19 protein-coding genes are annotated in these 22,016 nt (G+C 70.4%); 2 read left to right on the forward strand and 17 right to left on the reverse strand.

The window, feature by feature from the left end:
* Positions 1-128: 128 nt before the first annotated feature.
* From QRD43_RS12070 to gspG, 14 genes are all read right to left on the reverse strand, one after another.
* Entirely contained in the window at positions 129-3,494 is a 3,366-nt protein-coding gene (locus tag QRD43_RS12070; RefSeq protein WP_285982729.1) for a S41 family peptidase, read from the reverse strand.
* Positions 3,495-3,622: 128 nt separating this feature from the next.
* Positions 3,623-4,519: a 5'-nucleotidase gene (locus QRD43_RS12075; RefSeq protein WP_285982730.1), complete on the reverse strand. Its 897-nt coding sequence runs from the start codon at positions 4,517-4,519 to the stop codon at positions 3,623-3,625.
* A 60-nt stretch (positions 4,520-4,579) separates the two neighbouring features.
* Positions 4,580-5,569 carry an AAA family ATPase gene (locus QRD43_RS12080; protein WP_285982731.1) on the reverse strand — a complete coding sequence of 330 codons (990 nt, stop codon included), beginning with the start codon at positions 5,567-5,569 and terminating at the stop codon, positions 4,580-4,582.
* 135 nt (positions 5,570-5,704) lie between these two features.
* Positions 5,705-6,919 (reverse strand): type II secretion system inner membrane protein GspF, encoded by a 1,215-nt coding sequence (gspF, locus tag QRD43_RS12085; protein ID WP_285982732.1) that lies wholly within the window; start codon positions 6,917-6,919, stop codon positions 5,705-5,707.
* Between the two features lie 6 nt (positions 6,920-6,925).
* Entirely contained in the window at positions 6,926-8,365 is a 1,440-nt protein-coding gene (gene gspE / locus QRD43_RS12090; protein WP_285982733.1) for a type II secretion system ATPase GspE, read from the reverse strand.
* Positions 8,366-8,369: 4 nt separating this feature from the next.
* Positions 8,370-10,580: a type II secretion system secretin GspD gene (gene gspD / locus QRD43_RS12095; RefSeq protein ID WP_285982734.1), complete on the reverse strand. Its 2,211-nt coding sequence runs from the start codon at positions 10,578-10,580 to the stop codon at positions 8,370-8,372.
* Between the two features lie 2 nt (positions 10,581-10,582).
* The gene (gene gspN / locus QRD43_RS12100) at positions 10,583-11,419 is read right to left on the reverse strand and encodes a type II secretion system protein N (protein WP_285982735.1); all 837 of its coding nucleotides are present in this window, start codon (positions 11,417-11,419) and stop codon (positions 10,583-10,585) included.
* Entirely contained in the window at positions 11,416-11,925 is a 510-nt protein-coding gene (gspM, locus tag QRD43_RS12105; RefSeq protein WP_285982736.1) for a type II secretion system protein GspM, read from the reverse strand. The genes gspN and gspM overlap by 4 nt, the downstream gene beginning before the upstream one ends.
* Positions 11,926-11,940: 15 nt before the next feature.
* Complete coding sequence (gene gspL / locus QRD43_RS12110) at positions 11,941-13,209, reverse strand: type II secretion system protein GspL (protein ID WP_285982737.1); 1,269 nt, start codon at positions 13,207-13,209, stop codon at positions 11,941-11,943.
* 135 nt (positions 13,210-13,344) lie between these two features.
* The gene (gspK, locus tag QRD43_RS12115; protein WP_285982738.1) at positions 13,345-14,313 is read right to left on the reverse strand and encodes a type II secretion system minor pseudopilin GspK; all 969 of its coding nucleotides are present in this window, start codon (positions 14,311-14,313) and stop codon (positions 13,345-13,347) included.
* Positions 14,310-15,101, reverse strand: a complete 792-nt coding sequence (locus QRD43_RS12120) for a prepilin-type N-terminal cleavage/methylation domain-containing protein (protein ID WP_285982739.1) — start codon at positions 15,099-15,101, stop codon at positions 14,310-14,312. Before QRD43_RS12120 ends, gspK begins: the two co-directional genes overlap by 4 nt.
* A complete protein-coding gene (gene gspI, locus QRD43_RS12125) occupies positions 15,101-15,490 on the reverse strand; it encodes a type II secretion system minor pseudopilin GspI (protein ID WP_285982740.1) in 390 nt (129 codons plus the stop codon). Before gspI ends, QRD43_RS12120 begins: the two co-directional genes overlap by 1 nt.
* Complete coding sequence (locus QRD43_RS12130; RefSeq protein ID WP_285982741.1) at positions 15,487-15,939, reverse strand: GspH/FimT family pseudopilin; 453 nt, start codon at positions 15,937-15,939, stop codon at positions 15,487-15,489. Before QRD43_RS12130 ends, gspI begins: the two co-directional genes overlap by 4 nt.
* Positions 15,940-15,957: 18 nt before the next feature.
* Positions 15,958-16,401, reverse strand: a complete 444-nt coding sequence (gene gspG, locus QRD43_RS12135) for a type II secretion system major pseudopilin GspG (RefSeq protein ID WP_285982742.1) — start codon at positions 16,399-16,401, stop codon at positions 15,958-15,960.
* 93 nt (positions 16,402-16,494) lie between these two features.
* Between gspG and QRD43_RS12140 the strand changes: the two genes are divergently transcribed.
* Complete coding sequence (locus QRD43_RS12140) at positions 16,495-17,166, forward strand: hypothetical protein (protein ID WP_285982743.1); 672 nt, start codon at positions 16,495-16,497, stop codon at positions 17,164-17,166.
* Positions 17,167-17,271: 105 nt separating this feature from the next.
* On the opposite strand, the gene QRD43_RS12145 is transcribed toward QRD43_RS12140, so the two are convergent.
* Positions 17,272-18,399 carry a nicotinate-nucleotide--dimethylbenzimidazole phosphoribosyltransferase gene (locus QRD43_RS12145; protein WP_285982744.1) on the reverse strand — a complete coding sequence of 376 codons (1,128 nt, stop codon included), beginning with the start codon at positions 18,397-18,399 and terminating at the stop codon, positions 17,272-17,274.
* Positions 18,400-18,530: 131 nt separating this feature from the next.
* Positions 18,531-20,108 (reverse strand): threonine ammonia-lyase, biosynthetic, encoded by a 1,578-nt coding sequence (gene ilvA, locus QRD43_RS12150; RefSeq protein ID WP_285982745.1) that lies wholly within the window; start codon positions 20,106-20,108, stop codon positions 18,531-18,533.
* Positions 20,109-20,585: 477 nt separating this feature from the next.
* Here ilvA and QRD43_RS12155 point away from each other — a divergent pair, with 477 nt between their 5' ends.
* Positions 20,586-21,008: an OsmC family protein gene (locus tag QRD43_RS12155; protein ID WP_285982746.1), complete on the forward strand. Its 423-nt coding sequence runs from the start codon at positions 20,586-20,588 to the stop codon at positions 21,006-21,008.
* A 64-nt stretch (positions 21,009-21,072) separates the two neighbouring features.
* Here QRD43_RS12155 and coq7 read toward each other — a convergent pair whose 3' ends face one another.
* Positions 21,073-21,708 carry a 2-polyprenyl-3-methyl-6-methoxy-1,4-benzoquinone monooxygenase gene (coq7, locus tag QRD43_RS12160; RefSeq protein WP_285982747.1) on the reverse strand — a complete coding sequence of 212 codons (636 nt, stop codon included), beginning with the start codon at positions 21,706-21,708 and terminating at the stop codon, positions 21,073-21,075.
* Positions 21,709-22,016 lie beyond the last annotated feature (308 nt).

Genomic DNA, 22,016 nt, shown 5'->3' on the forward strand with positions numbered 1-22,016 from the left:
CGTTACCGAGGTGCCGTTCGCATCAGCCCTTGCGGACCGCCATCCATCGCGCGGAGCCCGGGGATCCGGCTAAGCCGGGCCCTCGGGCTCGCCCCCTTGAGGGGGCCGGCGAAGCCGGTACGGGGTGGTCAAGGCTTCACGGGGCGCGGGTAGGGGCCGGGCTTGGGTTGCACCACGGGCTGCTCCGCGATGCGCTTCTTCAGCTCGGCGATGGCGCGATCCAGCTGCGCATCCTGGCCCTTGAACGTGGCGCGCGGCAGGTTGTCCACCTCGATGTCCGGCGTCACGCCCTTGCCCTCGATGAGGAACTTGCCGTTGATGTCCATCTGGCCGGTCTCGGCGGCTCGCATGATGCCGTTGTCCACCAGGCGGTTGCGGTCGGACAGCCACACGCCCGCGCCGGAGCTCGTCTTGCCGATCACCGGGCCGATGTTCAGGCGCTTGAAGCCTTCCGAGAAGGTCTCGCCGTCGGAGTAGGTCTCCTCGTTCATCAGCACCACGGCGTGGCCACGGAAGACGTGCTGCATGTTCGGGTAGGGCTTGGCGCCTTCCGGCGAACGGCGCTGCCAGAAGGCCCAGGCGCGGCGCAGCAGCTTCTCGAGCACCCAGCTGTCGATGTTGCCGCCATTGTTGTAGCGCACATCGATGATGAGGCCGTCGCGGTCGCTGGCGGCGTAGAACTCGCGGGCGAAGTCGGCGATGTCATTCGGGCCCATGGCGCGCAGGTGCACGTAGCCGATGCGGCCTTCGCCGGCCTGCTCGACGATCCTGGCGCGGCTCACGCGCCAGTCGTTGTAGCGCAGCTCGTTGTCGCGGCGGGCCGCCACCGGCATGACGATCTTCTGCACGGCCTTGCCGTCGGCGGTCTTGAGGTCCAGCAGGACCTGCTTGCCCGCCTGCCCGCGCAGCAGCTCGACGATGTGCGGGGCGTCGGCGGCCTTGCGGCCGTTGACCGCCGTGATCACGTCCCCGGCCTTGATGCCGAGCCCCGGCGCGGCCAGCGGGCCGGCCTCGTTCGGCAGCTCGGGATCGGCGGCATAGAGGTGGTCGATGCGCCAGCCCTCGGCCACCTTGCTCATGCGCGCGCCGAGGCCGGCGATGCCGGGTTCCTCGGGCCCCTGGCGCGTGTCGCCCGGGTTGACCTGGCTGTGCAGGGCGCTGATTTCGCCCACCATCTGCGCCATCAGCTCGCCCAGTTCGTGGCGGTCGGTCAGGCGCTCGAGCAGCGGCTCGTACTTGGCGCGCACGGCCTTCCAGTCGACGCCGTGCATGGCCTTGTCGTAGAAGTGGTCGCGGTGCATGCGCCAGGCGTCATTGAACATCTGCTTCCACTCGGCGCGGGGCTGCGTGGCGATCTGCCAGTCGTTCCAGCGCACCTGGAACTTGCCCGTCTCGGGCGGCAGCTTCGGCGCGGCGTCGACGATCAGCAGCTCCGGCCCGCTGGCGCTGCCTCGCATCAGCATGAGCTTCTTGCCGTCGGCGCTCAGCTCGTAGCTGCGCACGTCGCCGGACAGCAGCTCGGCGGGCATGCCCTGGTTGTCGATGGCGATGCTCTTGAGGCTGGTCTTGCGTTCGAGGTCCTGGTCGAGGAACCACAGGCGCTTGCCGTCGGTGCGCAGCGCGCGGATGTTGCCGGCCGGCAGCGGCACCTCGTACAGGCGCTGAGCCAGGCCCTCGGTCACCAGCGCGGGCTTGGCCTTGGGGTCAGGTTTTGCCTCGGCCTTCGTCTCGGGCTTGCCATCGGTCTTGGCATCTGCCTTGACGTCGGCCTTTGCCTCCGGCTTGGTGTCGGCCTTCGCGTCAGGCTTGGCCTCGACCTCCAGCTCGTCCTTCGGCGCGAACGGCGAGCGCAGGCCCGGCTGCAGCGCCAGGGCGTAGACCTTGCCGCGCTTGTCGAAGAAGGCGCCCATGTTGCGGTCGCCCCAGGGGCTGCCGTTGCCGGTGACCTGGAAGTTGCGGTCGGACACGAAGTAGAGCCACTTGCCGTCGGGGCTGAAGGCGGGGGACTGGCTGTCGTAGCGATCGCTCGTGAGGCGGTGGGTCTTGCCGTCGGCCAGCGTGTAGAGCATCAGCACGTTGCGGTCGGGGTTGCCCTGCGGCATGACGTAGGCCAGCGCCTTGCCATCGCTGCTCCAGGTCAGGTCGGCCGGGTTGGCCTCCAGCTTGTCCTGTCCGATCACCTGCGTGCTGGGCTGCGGCTGGGCCTTGAGGTCGGTCAGGTAGAGACGACCTTCCTTGTCGGTGTGGGCGAGGTAGCGGCCGTCCGGCGACGGCGCCAGGGCCGTGCGCAGCGTGGTGGCGCCGCGGGTGATCTGCTCCGGCTTGCCCAGGCCGTTGGCCGGGAAGCGCCAGATTTCCTGCTCGTCGCTGAAGTCGCAGATGGCGAAGACCTGCTTGCTGTCGCTGCTGAATTCGGTCTTCTTGCAGGCGCCGTCGGCCGGCACGGGCAGTTCGGCACGGCGCAGCGGGCCGACGCCCTGCGTGGCCAGGTGGCCGCGGGAGGCGAGGACCACGCGCTCGCCGTTCGGCGCGAACGAGGCCTCGGTCAGGAAGTCTTGCGGGCGCTTGATCCAGCGGGCGCGCTGCTGGTCGAAGTCGCCGCCGAGGGCGATGTCCAGCTTGCGTGCCGGCGTGCCCTGGGCGAGGTCCGCGAGATAGAGGTCGGCGCCGAGCGCATAGACCACCCGGCCGTTGTCGATCGAGGCATGGCGGATGTCCCAGCCCTTGTGCTGCGTGTGCTGGCGCAGGTCGCCACCGCGGGCGTTGACGGACCACAGGTTGACGGTGCCGTCGCGGTCCGAGAGGAAGGCCACGCGCTCTTCGTTGCCGGCGCGATAGGGCATGGGCCGGCGGTCGTTGCTGCCTTCGGCAATGAAGGGGCGGGCCTCGGCCTCGCTCGTGAGGTCCAGCGTCCACAGGCGCGCCAGCGCGCCGCCGCGGTACTGGCGGGCGTTGTCGCCGCGCAGGCCGTTGCGGGTGAAGAAGAGCGTCTTGCCATCGGCGCTCAGGGCGGCATCGCTCGCCTGGGCCACGGGCAGGGCGCGGCGCTGCAGGGTCTTGGGGTTGATGGCGAAGAGCTGGCTGCCGGGACGGCTGTCCAGGCCGGTGTAGATCACCTCGCCGCTGGCACTGAAGCCCCAGACGCGCATGCCGCCGCCTTCCCAGGTGAGGCGCTGGGGCACGCCGCCGGTGGCCGGCATGATGTAGATCTCGGTGCCGCTGTCGTACTGGGCGGTGAAGGCCAGCCACTGGCCGTCGGGCGAGACGGCGGGCTGGGTCTCCAGGCCGGGGTGCGAGGTGATGCGCTGGGCTTCGCCGCCTTGCGCGGCCACGCGCCAGAGGTCACCCTCGCCGACGAAGTAGACGGTGTTCCCTTGCAGGGCGGGCTGGCGGTAGAAGCCATTCTGGCCGGCCAGGGCGCTGGTGGCGCCGACGGTGAGCAGGGCGCAGGCCAGGGCCAGCGGGGCGGGACGGAAGCGGGACGTTGTTTTCATGGGTCTCCTCGGTGGGCCTTGTGGTCCGGTGTCGTGCTGTGCCGCGCCTGGCCGTCGTGCGGCCCTTGCGCCGTGTGCGGGCGCGGGGCGGGTGTGCAGCGCGCCGGATTGTGGCGCAGGCCAGGGAGTCAGCGGTTCGTCACACCGGCACTGACGTGACCGGACGGTACGTGCGGCACGGCGCTCTGCACGTGCCCGACCTGGTCGTCGAAGAAGAAGTCCGGCTCGAACTCCCGCAGGAAGGCGCCCTTGGGCAGCCCGCCAAGGAACATGGCTTCGTCGACTTCGATCTCCCAGTCCATGAGCGTGCGGATGGCGCGCTCGTGGGCGGGGGCGCTGCGGGCCGTCACCAGGGCGGTGCGGACGCGCATCTCGGTCTGCGGATGGCGCTGGAGCTCGTGCAGTGCCCGCAGCACCGGCTTGAAGGGGCCGTCCGGCAGCGGGCGCAGCACGTGCTGCTGCTCGTGGGCCTGGAAGGCGTCGAGGCCCTGGCGCTGGTAGACCAGCTCGGCTTCATCAGAGAAGAGCACGGCGTCGCCGTCGAACGCGATGCGCAGCTCCTGCGGGTGATCCGCCGAGGCGCGGGCCGATTGCGGGAAGACCCGCGCCGCCGCCACGCCGGCCCCGAGGGCCTGGCGCACGTCGTCCTCGTTGGTCGAGAGAAAGAGCTGGGCGTTCAGCGGCCGCAGATAGCGCCAGGGTGACTGCCCGCGGGTGAACACGCCGCGCAGGATGGGCAGGCCCAGGTGGTGCGCCGAGCGGAACACGCGCATGCCGGAGATGGGGTCGTTGCGCGAGAGCACGACCACCTCCACGCGCTGCAGCTCGGGCGTGTTGAAACCCAGTAGCTTGCGCACGAGGGAGAAGGCGACGCCCGGGGTGGCCGGGGTGTCCAGGCGCTGCTGCTGCAGGGCCATGTAGGCACGGTCGTCACCGGCCTCGAAGACCTCGTTCTCCGCCTCGAAATCGAAGAGGGCACGGGAGGAGATGGCGATGACGAGCTTGTCGTCGAGGGTGGGGGGCATGGCCGGGATGATAGCGAGCCGATGCCGCCCTGCGTCGGGCATCGGCCAGGGCCCATCCGTTCAGTGCACGAAGCCGATCGGCTGCCGTTTCGGATTCGCCGCCGGCAGGTCCTCGCACAGCACCGTCCCGCGTCCGGCCAGCTTGGCATTGCCGAAGGCCGTCATCCAGGCGCGGCGCATCTCGCGCGGGGCGACCTCGGCCATGCGGTCCAGGACCGCGGCGCTGGGCGTCTCGTCGAAGCGACGCCCCCACTCGTGCTGGCCGCGGATCCCCTCGTACAGCCGCGAGGCGATGCGACGCGCCGCCTCGAAATCCGGCGCCTGCACCTCGTACACATTGACGCGGTTGAGGATGGGGTCGGGAATGCTGCGGGCGTCATTGGCCGTGGCGACCCAGATCACCTGGCTGGCATCCACGGCGACCTCGGCGAACTCGTCGACGAAGCTGCCCGCGGTGTCGTGCTCCAGCAGGCTGTAGAGCGCGCCCAGCGGGTCGTAGGTGGCCTCGGCGCCGGCCTTGTCGATCTCGTCGACCACCATCACGGGATTGGCGTAGTCCCCGTCCACCAGCGCCTCGAAGACCTTGCCCGGCCGTGCGCCCTTCCACTGGCTGGAGGCGCCCGAGAGCACCCAGCCGGCCGTGAGCGAGCTCATCGAGATGAAGCCCATGCCCGTGTTCAGCAACGCCGCCATCTGGCGTGCGAAATGGGTCTTGCCGACGCCCGGCGGGCCGAGCAGCAGCAGGGGCGTGATCTCCAGCGCGTCGCCGCTGTCGGCGCACAGGGCGATCTGGCGCCGGACGTCGTCCAGCACCTCATGGAAGTTGGGCAGCTCGTCGTAGAGCCGGTCGAGGCTGAGGAGGCCCGAGGGCTTGACCTGGAAGCGGTCCGGCCCCTTCTCCAGCATGCGCTCGTAAGTGCTGCGCAGGGGCTCGTGCTCCTGCGGCGGGAGCTTGGCGAGCTTGCGCTCGACGTCCTGGACCTCGAAGACCCGCCGCATCTGCGCGATGGGGATGCGGGGCGGCATACAGGCGATGGCGTGGCTGCTCATGATGGACTCCCAGCGACTGGCTGTGTCCATTCAAGCAAAAAGCCACCCCGGCGGTGCACTCGAGAAAGCCCGGATTTGCCGGGCAGTGTTCAAAACCTCACAAGCGCCGCGAGCCCGCCGTTCGCCTGGCGGGGCTCAGTGCACCATCGCGTTCATCTGGATGATGGGCTGCAGCACGGCCAGCACGATCAGCATCACCACACCGCCCATCGCCACGATCAGCAGGGGCTCCAGCAGCGTGGCCATGGCCATGGCGCGGCGCTGCACCTCGGCACTGAGCTGGGTGGCGGCGCGCTGGAGCATGTCGGGCAGCTGACCGGTCTGCTCGCCCAGGCGGGCGAACATGGCCAGCAGGCCGGGGAACCGCTTCTTGCCGGCCAGGGCCGGACCCAGCGGCGCGCCCTCGCGCACGAGCACCAGCGCATCCATCGCGTCCTCGCGCATGGCGGCGTTGGAGAGTGTCTCGGCGGCGGCCTGCAGGGCCTTGAGGATGGGCACGCCGCTGCCGGCCAGCATGGCCAGCGTGCCAGCGAAGCGCGCGGCGTTGTAGCCGCGGGCCAAGCGTCCCACCAGCGGCAGGCCCAGCAGGCCCGCGTCGAAGCGGATGCGGAACGCCGCCTGCTGCAGCGCCTGGCGCAGCGCCAGCAGGCCGCCCACGAGCACGAGGGCGATCAGCCAGCCCCAGTGCCGCACGAGGTCCGAGATGGCCAGCACGAAGACGGTCAGCGGCGGCAGGGCCTGCTTGTTGCTGACGAACACGGCCGCGACCTTGGGCACCACATTCGTCAGCAGGAAGGTCACGATCAGCACGGCAATCACGCAGACTACGAGCGGGTAGGCCATGGCCCCCACGACCTTCGCGCGCAGCGCCTGGCGGTCCTCGAGGTCGTCGGCCAGCTTCTCCAGCACGCGGCCGAGCGCGCCGCTTTGCTCGCCGGCCGCGACGACGGCGCGGTAGACCGGATCGAACTCGCGCGGCGCGGTGGCCAGGGCGCGCGCGAAGGCGGCGCCGCCGTTCACCTCGGCCCGCAGCTGGGCGACCAGCTCACGCTGGCGCTCGTCCTCGCATTCCTCGGTGAGGGAGGTCAGCGCACGCTCGATCGGCAGGCCGGCCGCGACCAGGCCCGCGAGCTGGCGCGTCCAGACCGTCAGCGAGGTCTGGTTGAAGACGCGGCGCGCGAAGAGCGAGGGCTTGGCCTCGGCGCTCTGCTGCGCCACGGCCTCCACGGCCACCGGCACCAGCTTCTGCGCACGCAGCGCCGCGCGGGCGGCACGCGGGGTGTCCGCCTCGATCAGGCCTTTGCTGCTGCGGCCGTCCTCGGCCAGGGCTTCGTACTTGTAGGCGGGCATGCGGCCTCACTCGCGCGTGACGCGCAGCACTTCCTCTTGCGAGGTGACGCCCAGCGCGACGAGGCGCTCGCCGTCCTCGCGCATGGTGCGCAGACCGACGGCTTGCGCGGCCGCGAGCAGCTCGCTCTCGGCGGCGCGGTTGTGGATCAGGTGCTGCACCTGGTCGTTCGCCGTCATGAGCTCGTAGACGCCCGTGCGGCCCTTGTAGCCGCTGTGGCCGCATTCCGGGCAGCCGACCGGGTGGTAGCGGACCCTGCCGCTGCCATCGGCACTCGGCTCGGGACGCTTGCAGTGCGGGCACAGCTTGCGCACGAGGCGCTGCGCCAGCACGCCCAGCAGCGAGGAGCTCAGCAGGAAGGGCTCGACGCCCATGTCGATCAGGCGGGTGACGGCGCTCGGCGCGTCGTTGGTGTGCAGCGTGGCCAGCACCAGGTGGCCCGTGAGCGACGCCTGGATGGCGATCTGCGCGGTCTCGAAGTCGCGGATCTCGCCGATCATGATCACGTCCGGATCCTGGCGCAGGATGGCGCGCAGGGCCTTGGCGAAGGTGAGGTCGATCTTGGCGTTGACCTGCGTCTGGCCGACGCCGGCCAGCTCGTACTCCACCGGGTCCTCGACGGTCAGCACATTGGTCGTGCTGGTGTCCAGCGTCTGCAGGCCGGCGTAGAGCGTGGTGGTCTTGCCCGAACCCGTCGGGCCGGTGACCAGCACGATGCCGTGCGGCTGCTGCAGCTGGCGCTTGAACTCGGTGAGCAGCGCGCCGTCCATGCCCAGGCCCTCGAGGCTGAACTTGGACTCCGACTTGTCCAGCAGGCGCAGCACCGCGCGCTCGCCGTGGGCCGAGGGCAGCGTCGAGACGCGCACGTCCACGGCACGCCCGCCGATGCGCAGCGAGATGCGGCCGTCCTGCGGCAGGCGCTTCTCGGCGATGTCCAGCTCAGCCATGATCTTCAGGCGCGAGATCAGCGCCGCGTGCAGCGCGCGATTGGGCTGCACCACCTCGCGCAGCGTGCCGTCCACACGGAAGCGCACGGAGCTGGCGCGCTCGTAGGGCTCGATGTGGATGTCGCTGGCGCCGTCCTTCGCGGCCTGCGTGAGCAGGGCATTGAGCATGCGGATGATGGGCGCGTCGTTCGCGGCCTCGAGCAGGTCCTCCACGGCGGGCAGGTCCTGCATCATGCGCGAGAGGTCCACGGCGCTCTCGACCTCGCCCACCACGGTGGCGGCACTGCTCTCCGCGCCGGCGTAGGCATTGCTGATGCGCTCGGCAAGCAGCGCCTGAGGCTGCGATTCCAGACGGTCCACGGCGTAGAGGCGCTGGACCTCGGACAGCGTGGCGAGGCTCACCTCGGGCGCGGCCCACAGCGTGAGCTGCTGGCCGTCGTCCTCCAGCAGCACGGTGTGGCTGCGGGCGAAGGCGTAGGGCAGGGGGTGACGGCTGGCCATGGGGTCAGTTCTTGCTGGCGCCCAGGGGCAGGCCGGGCTTCTTCTCGTCGGTGCTGGGCAGCACCGGCGCACCGGTGTCGGGCAGCGCGAACTTGGGCTGCGGCTGGCCCGACTGCTGCAGGGCGCGGATGTACTCGTAGCGGTCCAGGGTCAGGTCGTCGGCGGACTTCTGGTCGCGCATGATGACGGGGCGCAGGAAGACCATCAGGTTGGTCTTCACGCGGCTGCGGCCGGTGTTCTTGAACAGGTTGCCCAGGAGCGGAATGTTGCCCAGGCCGGGCACGCGGCCCTCGCTGTCGGCGAACTCGTCCTTCAGCAGGCCTCCCAGCACGAGGACGCCGCCGTCGTCCACGGAGACGGTGGTCTCGATGGAGCTCTTCTCGGTGGCGGGGCCGCTGGTGTCGGCCTTGGTTGTCGGGTCGATGGAGGAGTTCTCCTGGTAGACCGTCATGCGCACCGTGCCGCCCTCGCCGATCTGGCTGCGGATGCGCAGCGTGATGCCGACGTCCTTGCGGTCGTAGGTCTGGAAGGGGTTGACCGAGCTGGAGCTGCTGCCGGTGTTGGTGAAGGAACCGGTCACGAAAGGCACGTTGCGGCCCACGACGATCTTGGCTTCCTCGTTGTCCAGGGCGACGAGGTTGGGCGTGGACAGCACGTTCGCGCCGGCCTCGGTCTCGAGGAAGTTGGCGACGGCGCCGAGCGTGTACTTGTCGCCGAACTTCTTCAGCAGGCCGATGTTCAGGCCGGTCGGGGCGTCCTTGATGACGCTGGTGATGCCGGCAATGCCGCCGTACAGCGCGGCGGAGCCGGTGATGATGTTGCCCGCGCCGGAGCCGAAGTTCGTGCCCGCGCCGGGGATGGTGCCGTCGCCCTTGCTGCCGAACAGGTTCTGCCACTGCACGCCGAAGGCCCCGGTCTTGGAGGCGTCGACCTTCACGATCAGCGTCTCGACGTAGACCTGCGCACGGCGGCCGTCGAGCTGGTCGATGACGTTGCGGATCTGGCGGTACAGCGGATCGGGCGCGGTGATGATCAGCGCATTGGTGGACGGGTCCGCCTGCACGAAGCCGCCGGTCGAGGGGCTGGGCGAGGCCGACACCGGCTGCGTCGAGGCGGCCGACATGCCGGAGTTGTTGCTGTTGTTGCCACCCAGGCTGTTGCCGGACTGCGTGGGGTTGATGCCGCCACTGCTGTTGCCGAAGTTGCCTGCGCCGGTGCTGCTGCCGGGCGTGGTGCCGCCGCCGCTGCTGCTGCCGCCGGCCGAGCCACCGGCCCCGAAGGCCGCCCGCAGCACGGTCGCCAGCTTGGTGGCGTCGGCGTTCTTCAGGTACACGACGCGGATGTTGCCGGTGCTGTCGCTGCCCGGCACGTCCAGCTTGGCGACGATGCTGCGCACCGTGGCCAGCTTGGCGGCATTGGGCGCCCGCACGATCAGCGAGTTGCTGCGCGGGTCGGCGATCACGCTGGCGCTGCCGCCGCTGGAGAGCGCGGGCTGCCCCGGGATCGCCGCGGCCGCGCCGCCATCGGCCAGGCGGGCCACGAGGGCGGCCATGTCGGAGGCCACGCTGTGCTTGAGCGGGATGATCTCGAGGTCCGTCGAGGCCGGCGTGTCCATGGCCGCGATGATCTTGGCGATGCGCTGCAGGTTGTCCGCGTAGTCCGTCACCACCAGCGTGTTGTTGCCGGGATTGGCCTGCACCGTGTTGTTCGGGCTGATCAACGGGCGCAGCACGGGCACCAGGTTGTTGGCCTGCTCGTAGTTGAGGCGGTAGACCTGCGTCAGCACCTGGTCACCGCGCGGGGCGCCGCTGTCCAGCACGACGGCACTGCTCTGCAGCTTGGCGTCCGCCTCGGGCAGCACCTTCAGCAGACCGCCGCTCTCGACCACCGTGAAGCCCAGGCCTCGCAGGCCGGCCAGGTAGTTCAGGTAGGCCTCATGGACGGTCAGCGGCTGCTCGCTGTAGAGCGTGATCGTGCCCTTGACGCGCGGGTCGATGACGAACTGCTTGTCCATCATCACGCCGATGGCGCGGGTCACGGCCTCGATGTCGGCGTTGACGAAGTTGAGGGTCACCGGGGTCTGGGCCTTGACGGCGGCACCGGGCTTCTTGGCCTTCTTGGCAGGCGCCTGCGGCTGCGCCAGGGACGGCAGGGGCTGGGAGGCCAGGGCAGCCAGGGCGAGGGTCAGGACGCTGAGGCGGGGACGCGTGTTCATGCTCATCCGATCGTGATGACGGAGCGCGCGCCTTGGCGCCGCCCGATGATGTTCAGGAGATTGTTGAGGGCCGTCTCGCGGCCGGGGGCGGCGGAGGCCTCGCCCTGGAACTGCAGGCGCTGCGCATCGCCGACACTGCCCTGGCCCTGCAGCTGCAGAGCGCCGTCCAGCGTCAGCAGCTGGATGCGGGTCAGGCCGGCCAGTTGCGGGTCGCCCACCAGGCTGAGCCGGTAGCTGCCCAGCGGCGCCAGCGTGGACACGCGCGAGCCGATGTTGACGAGGTCGAAGTCCAGCTGGCCCTGCTGCTGCCAGTGGCCGCGCTGGTACTGCAGGCTCAGCTGGCGCGCGCTCAGGCGCAGCGAGCCCGAGAGCTGCAGCGTGTTCCAGGGGGTGCCCAGGCCGCCGAGCCAGGCCGCCGGGACCCGCGCCAGCCACTGGTCCTGGGCCGGGAGGTCGAGGCGCAGGCGCCCCCAGCCGGGCTGCAGGCGCAAGGTGAGGGTGCCATTGATGCAGCAGTCCTGGCGCAGACGCAGCACCGGCTGCAGGCCGTCGAGTCCGATCTGCCAGGCCAGGCGGCCGGGCAGGCTGGCGGCGTCACGGCTGCCGGGGCCGCCCTGCAGCACCAGCACGCCGGAGCCATTCCACACGCTGCCCTGGGCGTCGGCCAGCAGCAGGTGCTCCTGGCTGGACTGCGACAGGCCCTGGGCCAGCCAGCGGGCCGGGGCGAAGCACAGCAGGCCGGCGAGGGCGCCCAGCGCCGCGCCTCCGACGGCCCAGCGGCGGGGCAGTCGAGGCAGGCGGGGCTCCGCGGCCGGCTTGCGCGCAAGGCGTCGGGTCATGGGGCGGCTCCGCCGTCCAGCGTCAGCACGATCACGCCGTTGTAGCCGGTGGGCGAGCGCTGCATCTGGGCCTCGATCGTGCGGGCACGCGCGGCGCTGCGGGCCTCGGCCAGCCAGGCCTGCAGCTGCTCGGGGCTGATGTTGCGCATCTGCAGCGTGGCGCGGTCACCGCTGACCTGCAGCTGCGCGGCGCTGCCCAGGCGTTCCGTCGAGGCCTTCAACGCGGCGGCGGCCTGCGCGGCCGGCACGGGCGGGAGGTCCTTGAGGGCCTTGCTGTCCTGGGCGAGGCGGCGCATCTGCTGCAGCTGCTCCTCGGCCTGGGCGAGGCGGGGCGGGGTGTCCTTCAGGCTGCGAAGGGCGGGCCGCAGGGCGACGAGCCAGACCAGCAGCACGGCCAGCGCGACGGCGGCGAGCTGCAGTGCGGCGCGTTCGCGCGGCTGCAGGCCCTGCCACTGCTGCTGCAGGGCCTGGAGTTGGGGCGGGAGGGGGCGGCTCTGGGCGTCCATGGGGTCTCTTCGTGCTCAAACGCCCGAGGGCTTGCCGCGCTGACGGCTGATCTGCAGCTGGCCGTTCTGGTTGTCCAGGGCCCAGCCTTCGCTGGCCAGCTGGCGCTTGAAGGCCTCGATCTGGGCGGGGCTCCAGCTGGCGGACGGGAAGGCCAGCTTGCCCTCCTCGTAGCGCAGGGCCTCGGCGGGCGGCATTTCGGTGGGCCAGGCGGTGGCGGCGGCGCTCAGCAGGGCCTCGAAGTCCTGCTCGCCGATCTGGCCAGCTCGGGCGCGCAGGGCATCGGCGGCACGTTGCATCTGCAGCGGGGCGTCGTGCACCACGCGGGTGGCGGGGAAGCTGCTCATCAGCAGGCTGCTCATCTCGCCCTGGGCCTGCGTGAGCTGGCGCTTCTGTTGCCAGGCCAGCACATTGAGCCCCAGCACCTGCACCAGCAGCAGACCGACGAGACCCAGCCGGGCCGGACGCCAGGCGGGGCTCATCAGCAGGCGACCCCACTGGCGGAGCGCCTGCAGGCCGCGGGTGCGGGGCTGCAGATCGAACTGGCGCAGGTTCCAGGGGCCCTGCAGGGCCTGCAGCGCCCGCTGCGAGGCCGACAGCACGCTCACCGGGTGACCCAGCCAGCGCTCGGCCGTCTGCACGGTGTCGGGGGAGGCCGTCCAGGCGAGCTCACTGAGGGCGGTGCCCAGAAGCTGGCGGGCCAGCGGGCCGTCCGTCGGCAGCAGGCTGACGCCGCGGGCATCGCTGAGCACGAGGCTCAGCGCGTGATCCTCGGCGTCGGCATCGCCCTGGAGATCCAGCACATGGGCGCGGGCGGCCTCGCCGGGCCAGCTCAGGGGCAGCACGCGCTCGACCAGGCGGCCGGCCTGCTCCAGGGCCTGCAAGGGCGCCAGCAGCCAGGCCTTGTGGCAGGCGCAGACCCAGCTGCGACCGTCCGCGTCCACGGCCTCGCCGACCGCGAAGTGCAGTTGCTCCGGTTCTTCCAGCAGCTGCTCCTCCAGCAGGCCGGCGAGCGCGGCCTGCAGCTTGCCGCGCCCCGCCTTGGGCAGCTTCAGGGCGTGCCAGCTCAGCTCGGTGTCGGGGACGACGGCCACGCAGGCCGACGCGGCGGGCAGGTCGGCCGCGCGCGCGCGCCCCTGGCTGCTCACGCTCTGGCCGTCGCTGCTCAGCAGAAACTCGAATTCCATAGGCTCGGCGCCCTGCCCGGCTCGCGGGGGCGCGTCGCTGTGCGCGGCGCGGCCCAGGCGGGGGCGCGGCGGCAGAAGGATCAGCAGGGTCGAACTCATGGTCTCTCTTGAAAGGCGGCCATTCTAGGAGTGCGGCAGCCCGGGGACTTGTAGGGCGGGCGCGGCCCGCACGCGGGCGGCCGTGTCGCTCCTGTAGTCCTCCGGCACGGCGCTCGCACGCGCATTCTGGCGAAGCTAGGGCGCTTGCAACATCAGGTTTACACGCTCCCTTGCAACAACACGCATCTCCAGGCCATTGCGCCAGACCAGCGAGCGCTCCTGGAGCACCCGTTCGTCCAGCCGCAGCGTGCCGGTGATGAAGAAGTAGGCGGAGGCCACGGCCGCACGGCTGTCGTCCGGGGCGACGCCCTGCGGCAGGTAGCGCTTGATGTCGTCCTGCGACTTGAGCGGCTGGTTGACGCGGTCCCGGACGATGCGCTCGGCGCTGCCCAGGTCCATGCCCTCGAACAGTGCGGCGATGACCTCGCGCGGCGCGGTGTTCACGTTGACGGCGGTGCGCTGCGGCAGCAGGGTCACGAAGGGCTTGAGGCGCTTGACCACGTCCGGGGTGAGGCCCAGCCAGACGAGCTCGTCCACCGTCTGCGGCATCAGCGGTGCCTGGCGCTTGTCTTCGACGAGACCGGCGGCCGCGCGCAGCTGCTTCGCCAGCGTCTGCGCGGTGTTGGACGGCACGCCGGCGCTGTCGCACAGGCGCTGCAGCGTGCGCAGCTCGGCCAGCGGCAGCTGATCGCCCACCGTCAGGTTGCGCAGGTTGTAGAGGGCCTGGGCGTCGCTCAGCTGGCCGGAGAGGAAGGCCTCCGGGCCGCCGGCGTCCTCATCACCCGTACCCGGCTTGCCCTCGGGGCCGGCCGCGAGGAAGGTCGACAGGCGCGCCTCGGCCAGCGGCACGGCCCAGACCTCGCCGAGATGGTCCACCGGCTCGCGCTGGTTGGCGCGGGCGTCTTCGCGCAGGATCAGGCGGGCCCAGTCGAGCGCCCCCTGGAGGATCCATGCCGACTGCGCACGGGCGCGGTCGGCCGACTCGATCTGCACGGCACGGTACTGCCGCCAGATCATCGCCGCGGCGAGGCTGGTCACCAGCGTCACGAGGAGCAGGGCGGTCAGCAGGGCGGCGCCGCGATGGCGCAGGGCGCGGCGGCTCATGACTGCGGCCCCAGCATGATCTGGCGCACCAGCGGGCCGGCGTAGCCCTGGCCGTCCTGGAACTGCAGCAGCATGCGCACGCCGGTGGGGAGCTTCTTGCGAGCCGGGGTGTTGGGGTTCTTGTCCTGGCCTTGACCCTGACCATCGCCGTTGCCGTTGCCGTTGCCGCCCGAGCCGCCGCTGCCACCACTGCCTCCGGGCGGTTTGCCGCCCACGCCGCCATTGCCGGAACCGTTCCCGGGCTTGTCCGGGGACTGTGTGCTGGAGGCCTGCGGGTCCTTCTCGACATCATCCGCCGACAGCGCATTGCTCCAGCTGTTGCCGCGGTAGAAGTACATCTGCCAGCCCTGCACGCCCTCGAGCGCCTTGAGCCGCTTGTCGTCGAGCACCAGGGCCTGCTGGCTCTGCGCCCAGGCCGTCTGCAGCTCGCCACGGGTGCGGGCGGGGCGCGATTCCCAGCGGTAGAGCGCGCCGTCGCGCACGCCCCAGGCCACGAGCTGCAGGCCCTCGGGGCGATGGCGGGTGATGCGCAGCGTGGAGCCGTCGAAGCTGAGCGGATCGACGCCGCTGTCCCGGCCATCCTCCATCTGGAGCAGGTCCTGCTCCCATTGCGCGAGCACGGTCTGCAGACGGGCGGTGGCCTCGAGGTTGGCCTGCGCGATCTCGCGGGTGCGCAGCATGGCTTCGATGCCGCGCCAGCCCATCAGCGTCATCACGGCGAGCACGACGAGCGCGACCATCACCTCGATGAGCGTGAAGCCGCGGCTATAGGGGCGACGGCCGTGCATCAGTTGCGCCCCATGATGGTGGTGATGGTCAGCAGGCCCTGGCCCCGCTCGTCCTGCATCTGCGTGTCCACGCGGCGGAAGTTGGGGTTGGGCGTGCCGCGCACATGGATGTGGCCGGTGTAGCTGAGGCCCAGCTGCTGGCATTGGAAGGCGGTGTCGCCGATGTCCGGGAACTGGCCGGAGAGGCGCATCTCGGCGAGCTGGTTCTCGGCACACCACTGGGCGGCCGTCATCTGGGCGAGGCGGGCGGCGTGGTTGCTGAGCGCACCGGCCGCCTTCAATCCCGCGGCCAGCGTGATGGCGACGATGGCCAGCGCGACGAGGGCCTCGATCAGCGTGAAGCCGCGCGCGGGAAGGGGGCGCGGCGGCGGGCGCAATCCAGCGTTCATCCCGGCTCCTGCGTCGCGGGCTGCACCGTGAAGGGGGCAAGTCCGTCGCTGCTGATGCGTACGCTGTAGACCCCCAGGCGCAGACGCAGGGCCTGGGCAGGGATCAGCGGCTCGGGGCCCAGCAGGAGGCTGGGCGCGCCTTCGATCTCGACCTGGACCTCGTCGCCGAGCCAGCGCTGCGGCAGCTGGATCTTCTCGGGGAGGCCTTCGAAACGGAAGCCATGGCCGCTGGCATCGCTGACCGGGCGCCAGCGCACGGGCACGCCGGAGACGCGGGCCTCGGCACGCGCGGACTCCAGCAGCGCGGCCAGGCGCTCGGCCTCGCGCTCCAGCTGCGTCTGGTGGCTGTCACGCAGGGCCAGCGTGACCGAGACCGCGGCGATGGCCACGATGACCATCACCACCAGGACCTCGATCATGGTGAAGCCGCGCGGGCGGCTGATGCGCATCGGGTGGCCTGCCGGCACTTATTGCCAGGAGCCGACGTCGGCGTCGTCGCCTTCGCCGCCGGGCTTCAGGTCGGCGCCGTAGCTGAAGACGTCGATCTCACCCTTCACGCCGGGATTCGCGTACTGGTAGTCACCGCCCCAGGGATCCTTGGGCAGCTTCTCGAGATAGGTCTTCCAGTTGGCGGGCGCGGGGCCGGCGGTCGGCTTCTGCACCAGGGCCTGCAGGCCCTGCTCGGCGGTCGGGTAGCGGCCGTTGTCGAGCTTGTAGAGCTTCAGGGCCTGCATGATGGCGCTGATGTCCGAGCGAGCGGCGGTGGTCCGGGCCTCGCCCACACGGCCGAGGACGGCGGGACCGATCATGGCGGCCAGCACACCGATGATCACCAGCACCACCATGATTTCGATCAGGGTGAAGCCGCGGGCCGCGCGGGCGCGGGGAGAACGGGCGCGAAGAGATTGCATGACGTCGGGAGCCACAAGAGTTGGGTAGGAGCCCCTAGGCATGGTTTACCCGGGGGACATGGCGGCACTACAGCGGTGAATCATAATCGCCGCATGATTGCTCGACTGAGTGCGTTTCTTGTCTGGGCCCTGTTGGGTCTGGCCATCGTCTATTGGGGTATGACGCTCGGTCTGCGCTCGCCCGCAGCGCCCGCGCAGACCCTGGCCGTGGCCGATGCCGCCGCGCCCCGTTCCGATCTCGGCCGCCTGCTGGGCGTCACACCCGCGCAGGCCGAGGCCGCCCCGTCGCCCGACGAGAGCCGCTTCAAGCTGCTGGGCCTGGTGGCGCCGAAGCGCGTGGATGGCCATGAGCAGGAAGGCGTGGCATTGATCTCCGTCGACGGCGGCCCGCCACGCACGGTGCGCGTCGGCGCGCTGGTGGACGGCGACCGCCAGCTGCTGGCCATCACGACCAGCGGCGTGAGGATCGGCCGTGAGGGCGGCCCCTCGATCACGCTGAGCCTGGCGCCGCTGCTGCCCGCGCAAGGCGTGGCCCTGCCGTCGCAGCCGCCGGCGACCTACGCGCTGTCCGCCCCCATGGCGCAGCCGGCGCCCCCGCTCCAAGGCGTGGCACCGCCCATGGGCGCCCAGCCGGACCCCGGCGCGGTACCGGGCATGATGCCGCCCGCCACGCTGCCGCCGCCTCGGCCGCAGGCCGCGCAGGCCGGGCAGCCGAGCCAGGTGCCGCCGCCCGCGCCCGGGCCCAACAGCCTGCCGCTGCGCTGAGCCGCCGCGGGCCGTGGTGCCCGCTGAAGCGCACAAGAAGAGGGCCGCGTGACGCGGCCCTTTTTTCTTCCATGGAGCGCGGGCGCTGGCCGTCGCTGTGGGGGATCAGGACTCCGTGTCGCCTGCCGTTCCGGGCATGCCCAGCAATCCGGGCCGACTGCTGAGCCGCCCGGGTCCGGAGACGCGCACGGCGGGTGGCGGGGGAGGCGGCATCAGCGTGTCAGCCGAATCGTGCAAATCCGTCAGCATGGCGGCCGCGGCGCGCAGCATGGGCCAGGCGAGCAGGGCGCCGCAGCCATCCGCCGCGTCCAGACCCAGCTCCAGCAGCGCTGCGGCGTGGAACTGCGCCAGCGCCTGGTCGATGCCGTGGTGGGTGTGGCTGCGGCAGAAGACGGCGTAGTCGGTGACGGGCGCCGCGATCATCGAGGCCGCCTTGAGCGCCGCGCAGGCCGGCAGCCCGTCGACGACGATGAGGTGGCGCTTGCTCGCGGCCACCAGCATGGCGCCAACCATCACGGCCGTCTCGAAGCCACCGAAGGCCGCGAGCACATCCATTGGATCGACCGCCTCCCGGTGGCGGGCCTGGCAGGCCAGCAGCAGCCCGAGCAGCGGGTCGAGCTGGTCCTGCCGCATGTCGGGGCCGGACACGATGAAGTCCTTCACCGGCAGGTCGCACAGGCGGGACATCACGAGTGCGCCGGCCTCGAAGGCGCCCTGGCCCAGCCCGGCGCAGACGAGGACATTGCCGGTGAACTTGTCGGCGATTTCCATGCCCACGCGCACGGCGGCGTGGGCATGTTCCAGGCTCATCGCGGGGCCGAGACGGCTGTTGCGGGTGCCATGGGCGATCTTGCGCGACTGCAGGCGCGGGTTGGGCGGCATTTCCTCCGCGATGCCACAGTCGATCAGCGAGAGCTGCAGCCCCTGCGTGCGGGCGAGCACGCTGCAGGGCAGGCGGTTGTGCAGGAGGAGGTCGGCGTGCTGCTTGGTCGTGCGGCCCCACATCAGGGGCAGGCCGTCGACGGCCAGCCCGTGGTCGGCCACGAAGAGGGCCACGGTCGGGTCGCGGAACCGAGGTGTCAGGCTGTCCTGGATCAGGCCCAGCCGGATGGCCAGGGGCTCGAGCTCCCCCAGCCCGCCCGCGAGCGCCGCGCGCCGCTGCAGCCGCTCGCTCAGGGCGCGGCGCAGTTCGGGGTTGGCGGTGGGGGAGATCAGGGACTGGTGGATGGACATGGACGCTGTCAGGCCGGCGACGGTTGCCGCTGGCCGGATTGTGCGTCATGCGGACTGCGTCGCCGCCACGATCTTTCCTGCAGCGTGGCTTTGCGCCGGCCTTGCGCCCGCCTAACGCAATCGCGCGGAGGTCAGCGCAGGAAGAGGCGGTAGACGGGGTTGTCCGTTTCTTCCACGAAGGGGTAGTTCAGCGAGTCCAGGAAGCGCTTGAACGCGGCGTTGTCCCGGCGCGGCACCTGGATGCCGACCAGGATGCGGCCGTAGTCGGCGCCCTGGTTGCGGTAGTGGAAGAGACTGATGTTCCAGTCCGGATGCATGCTGGAGAGGAACTTCATCAGCGCGCCCGGACGCTCGGGGAAGATGAAGCGGAAAAGCCGCTCGTTCTCGGCCAGCTCGCTGCGGCCGCCCACCATGTGCCGCACGTGCTGCTTGGCGAGCTCGTCGTCGGTGAGATCGACGGTCTCGTAGCCTTGACGGTTCAGCAGCCGGATCACCTTGTGCGCTTCCTCGCGCTTCTGCGTGGACACACCGACGAAGACATGGGCCTGGCGGCTGTCCGAGATGCGGTAGTTGAACTCCGTCACGTTGCGGGGGCCCAGCAGCTCGCAGAAGCGCTTGAAGCTGCCGCGCTCCTCGGGGATCGTGACGGCGAAGACGGCCTCGCGCTGCTCACCCACCTCCGCCCGCTCGGCGACGAAGCGCAGGCGGTCGAAGTTCATGTTGGCGCCGCAGGTGATGGCGACGAAGGTCTGGCCCTTCACGCCATGCTCGGCGCAGTACTGCTTGACCGCGGCCACGCCCAGCGCCCCGGCCGGCTCGAGGATGCTGCGGGTGTCCTCGAAGACATCCTTGATGGCGGCGCAGACGGCGTCGGTGTCGACGATGACGAAGTCGTCGACGAGCTCGCGCGTGATCCGGAAGGTTTCCTCGCCGACGAGCTTCACGGCCGTGCCATCCGAGAAGAGCCCGACATCGGACAGCTGCACCCGCTTGCCGGCGCGCACGGAGCGCACCATGGCGTCGGAGTCGCGCGTCTGGACGCCGATGACCTTGATCTCGGGGCGCACGGCCTTGATGTAGGCCGCCACGCCGGAGATCAGGCCGCCGCCGCCGATGGCCACGAAGATGGCGTCGATGCGGCCCTCATGCTGGCGCAGGATCTCCATGGCGATGGTGCCCTGGCCGGCAATGACGTCCGGATCGTCGAAGGGGTGGACGAAGCCCAGCCCCTGGGCCTTCTCGAGCTCCAGCGCGTGCTGGTAGGCGTCGGTGAAGCTCTCGCCATGCAGCACGACCTCGCCGCCCAGGGCCTGGACGGCGTTGATCTTGACGGAGGGCGTGGTGACGGGCATCACGATCACCGCCCGGCAGCCGAGCTTGCGGGCCGACAGCGCCACGCCCTGGGCATGATTGCCCGCCGAGGCGCAGATGACGCCGCGCTGGAGCTGCTCCGGCGTCAGCTGCGCCATCTTGTTGTAGGCCCCGCGCAGCTTGAAGCTGAAGACGGGCTGCTGGTCCTCGCGCTTGAGGTAGACCTTGTTGCCGAGACGGCGGGAGAGGTTGCGCGCCGGGTCCAGCGTGCTCTCGACGGCGACGTCGTAGACCTTGGCGTTCAGAATTCGCTGCAGATAGCTGTTGCCGGCCGGAATCAGTGCGGGTGATTGCGCCGGGGTGGAGGGGGAGCGGCGCTTGCGAACCTGGCCAGCCATCTGCGATCTCCAAAGCGAGTGTTGCGGCACTGCATCATAAGGTGGGGGTCTGGAGCCGCGCGACGGCCGGGCGGCGCGAGGTGTCGCCCTTGGTCAAGGGCCCTGAGACGGTGCACGAACGCTGTCCACCAGGGTGCGCTTCGTCCGCCACCCGGGCGGTCCAGGCGAAAAAAAACCCGAAGCCTTGCAGCTTCGGGTTGAATCCACCATGGAGGCGGTGGAGGAGACAAACGGTCGGGACCAAAATGGTGCAAAAATCATGCACAAAGCGGGTGCGCATACGTTTGCGCGTTCGCTATTCCCAATGAAATCCATTCTATGTTGCGTGATGCTGCGCTGCAATATCAAAAGGGTTGCGGCATTGGAGCGACGGCTCTAGTCCGCACGAAGGCGTGACATCCTCCAGTCATCCAGCGGGTGGGCGGCCCGGTGACCGGCGCCCCGCCGGGCTTTTGATTTGGGCTCACAATGCGCGCCATGGAATGCACGATCAATTGGATGGGCACGGACGGCATGAGCTTCGTCGCCCAGACCGGCAGCGGCCACATGCTGGCCATGGACGGCGCCCCGGAGGGCGGCGGGCACAACCTGGCGCCTCGCCCGATGGAGACGGTGCTGGCCGGCACTGGCGGCTGCACGGCCTATGACGTCGTCCTGATCCTCAAGCGCGGCCGACATGACGTGCGCGGCTGCCAGGTGCAGCTCAAGGCCGAGCGGGCCGCGACCGACCCGAAGGTCTTCACGGGCATCCACATGCATTTCGTGGTGACGGGCAAGGCGCTGGACCGCGCGGCCGTGGAGCGCGCCGTCGCGCTCTCGCACGAAAAGTACTGTTCCGCCAGCATCATGCTGGCCAAGACCGCCGCCATCACGACATCGGTGGAGCTCGTCGAGGGCTGATCGCCGCAAGTCGAGCCTGATGGCGCCCGATGGCGCCTGATGCGTCATCAGCGGCCGGCGGGCCTCAGAGGCGGTGGGCCACCGTGGTCATCACCCGGGCTGCCAGGCGCATGAGGTCCGGGATCGGCGCCGGCAGGCTGCGGCCACCCGCGTCCAGCGCATGCTGCGCATGGGCGGCCTCGTCCTGCTTCATCTGATCCACGATCTCCCATGACCGCCGGTCCTCGGCCGGCAGGCGATCCAGGTGCGAGGCCAGATGCTGTTCCACCTGCCGCTCCGTCTCGATCAGGAATCCCAGGCTGACCTTGTCTCCCAGCAGCCCGGCCAGGCCGCCGAGTGCGAAGGCCCCGCCGTACCACAGCGGGTTCAGCAGACTCGGGCGGTCCTGGAGTTCATCGAGGCGTTCGCGTGTCCAGGCCAGATGGTCGATTTCCTCCGCGGCGGCCTGGTGCAGCTGCTTGCGCAGGCCCTCGTCGCGCGAAAGCAGTGCCTGGGACTGGTACAGCGCCTGGGCGCAGACCTCTCCGACGTGGTTGACGCGCATCAGGGCGCCCGCATGGGCGCGTTCGGTGTCCGTCAGCGCGGCTGGCGCGCTGTGTGCCGGATTGGCACGGCCGGCCGCCGGGCGGCCCCAGACGGTCAGCAGCCCGTGGCCGACCGCGCTGAGCAATCGATCCTTGAAGTCATGGGAGCGGGGCATGTCAGGCCTTGATCGAGGCCCCTGGCGGGCCGGTTGGCAGAGACCCACCAGTGTAAAAGGAGCCGCGCGGATGGTCTCGCCGGGGCGCAGTGCCCCAAATCCCCTCGGCCGTCCATGGCTTGGTTCGTGACGGTCATATGAACATAGCCAAATGTTTGATCGTCGTTGCCGAACGACAACGGATGACAAACTGTCATGATTTCCAGGTGGCGAATCAGGGAAAACCTTTGGTTCAATCACGCCAACTTCCATGCAAACCCTCGGCGCCAGCCGGCCGGGTTGCCTTGGTTGCCTGACCCCTGATGACT

Source organism: Roseateles subflavus (genome assembly GCF_030285365.1).
In the GTDB taxonomy this organism is placed as follows: domain Bacteria; phylum Pseudomonadota; class Gammaproteobacteria; order Burkholderiales; family Burkholderiaceae_C; genus Roseateles_B; species Roseateles_B subflavus.

What these genes read in the sequence shown, in the direction of transcription:
- QRD43_RS12070 (WP_285982729.1), bottom strand. Translation starts at nt 3,494, where the DNA reads ATGAAAACAACGTCCCGCTTCCGTCCCGCCCCGCTGGCCCTGGCCTGC.
- QRD43_RS12075 (WP_285982730.1), bottom strand. Translation starts at nt 4,519, where the DNA reads ATGCCCCCCACCCTCGACGACAAGCTCGTCATCGCCATCTCCTCCCGT.
- QRD43_RS12080 (WP_285982731.1), bottom strand. Translation starts at nt 5,569, where the DNA reads ATGAGCAGCCACGCCATCGCCTGTATGCCGCCCCGCATCCCCATCGCG.
- gspF (WP_285982732.1), bottom strand. Translation starts at nt 6,919, where the DNA reads ATGCCCGCCTACAAGTACGAAGCCCTGGCCGAGGACGGCCGCAGCAGC.
- gspE (WP_285982733.1), bottom strand. Translation starts at nt 8,365, where the DNA reads ATGGCCAGCCGTCACCCCCTGCCCTACGCCTTCGCCCGCAGCCACACC.
- gspD (WP_285982734.1), bottom strand. Translation starts at nt 10,580, where the DNA reads ATGAACACGCGTCCCCGCCTCAGCGTCCTGACCCTCGCCCTGGCTGCC.
- gspN (WP_285982735.1), bottom strand. Translation starts at nt 11,419, where the DNA reads ATGACCCGACGCCTTGCGCGCAAGCCGGCCGCGGAGCCCCGCCTGCCT.
- gspM (WP_285982736.1), bottom strand. Translation starts at nt 11,925, where the DNA reads ATGGACGCCCAGAGCCGCCCCCTCCCGCCCCAACTCCAGGCCCTGCAG.
- gspL (WP_285982737.1), bottom strand. Translation starts at nt 13,209, where the DNA reads ATGAGTTCGACCCTGCTGATCCTTCTGCCGCCGCGCCCCCGCCTGGGC.
- gspK (WP_285982738.1), bottom strand. Translation starts at nt 14,313, where the DNA reads ATGAGCCGCCGCGCCCTGCGCCATCGCGGCGCCGCCCTGCTGACCGCC.
- QRD43_RS12120 (WP_285982739.1), bottom strand. Translation starts at nt 15,101, where the DNA reads ATGCACGGCCGTCGCCCCTATAGCCGCGGCTTCACGCTCATCGAGGTG.
- gspI (WP_285982740.1), bottom strand. Translation starts at nt 15,490, where the DNA reads ATGAACGCTGGATTGCGCCCGCCGCCGCGCCCCCTTCCCGCGCGCGGC.
- QRD43_RS12130 (WP_285982741.1), bottom strand. Translation starts at nt 15,939, where the DNA reads ATGCGCATCAGCCGCCCGCGCGGCTTCACCATGATCGAGGTCCTGGTG.
- gspG (WP_285982742.1), bottom strand. Translation starts at nt 16,401, where the DNA reads ATGCAATCTCTTCGCGCCCGTTCTCCCCGCGCCCGCGCGGCCCGCGGC.
- QRD43_RS12140 (WP_285982743.1), top strand. Translation starts at nt 16,495, where the DNA reads ATGATTGCTCGACTGAGTGCGTTTCTTGTCTGGGCCCTGTTGGGTCTG.
- QRD43_RS12145 (WP_285982744.1), bottom strand. Translation starts at nt 18,399, where the DNA reads ATGTCCATCCACCAGTCCCTGATCTCCCCCACCGCCAACCCCGAACTG.
- ilvA (WP_285982745.1), bottom strand. Translation starts at nt 20,108, where the DNA reads ATGGCTGGCCAGGTTCGCAAGCGCCGCTCCCCCTCCACCCCGGCGCAA.
- QRD43_RS12155 (WP_285982746.1), top strand. Translation starts at nt 20,586, where the DNA reads ATGGAATGCACGATCAATTGGATGGGCACGGACGGCATGAGCTTCGTC.
- coq7 (WP_285982747.1), bottom strand. Translation starts at nt 21,708, where the DNA reads ATGCCCCGCTCCCATGACTTCAAGGATCGATTGCTCAGCGCGGTCGGC.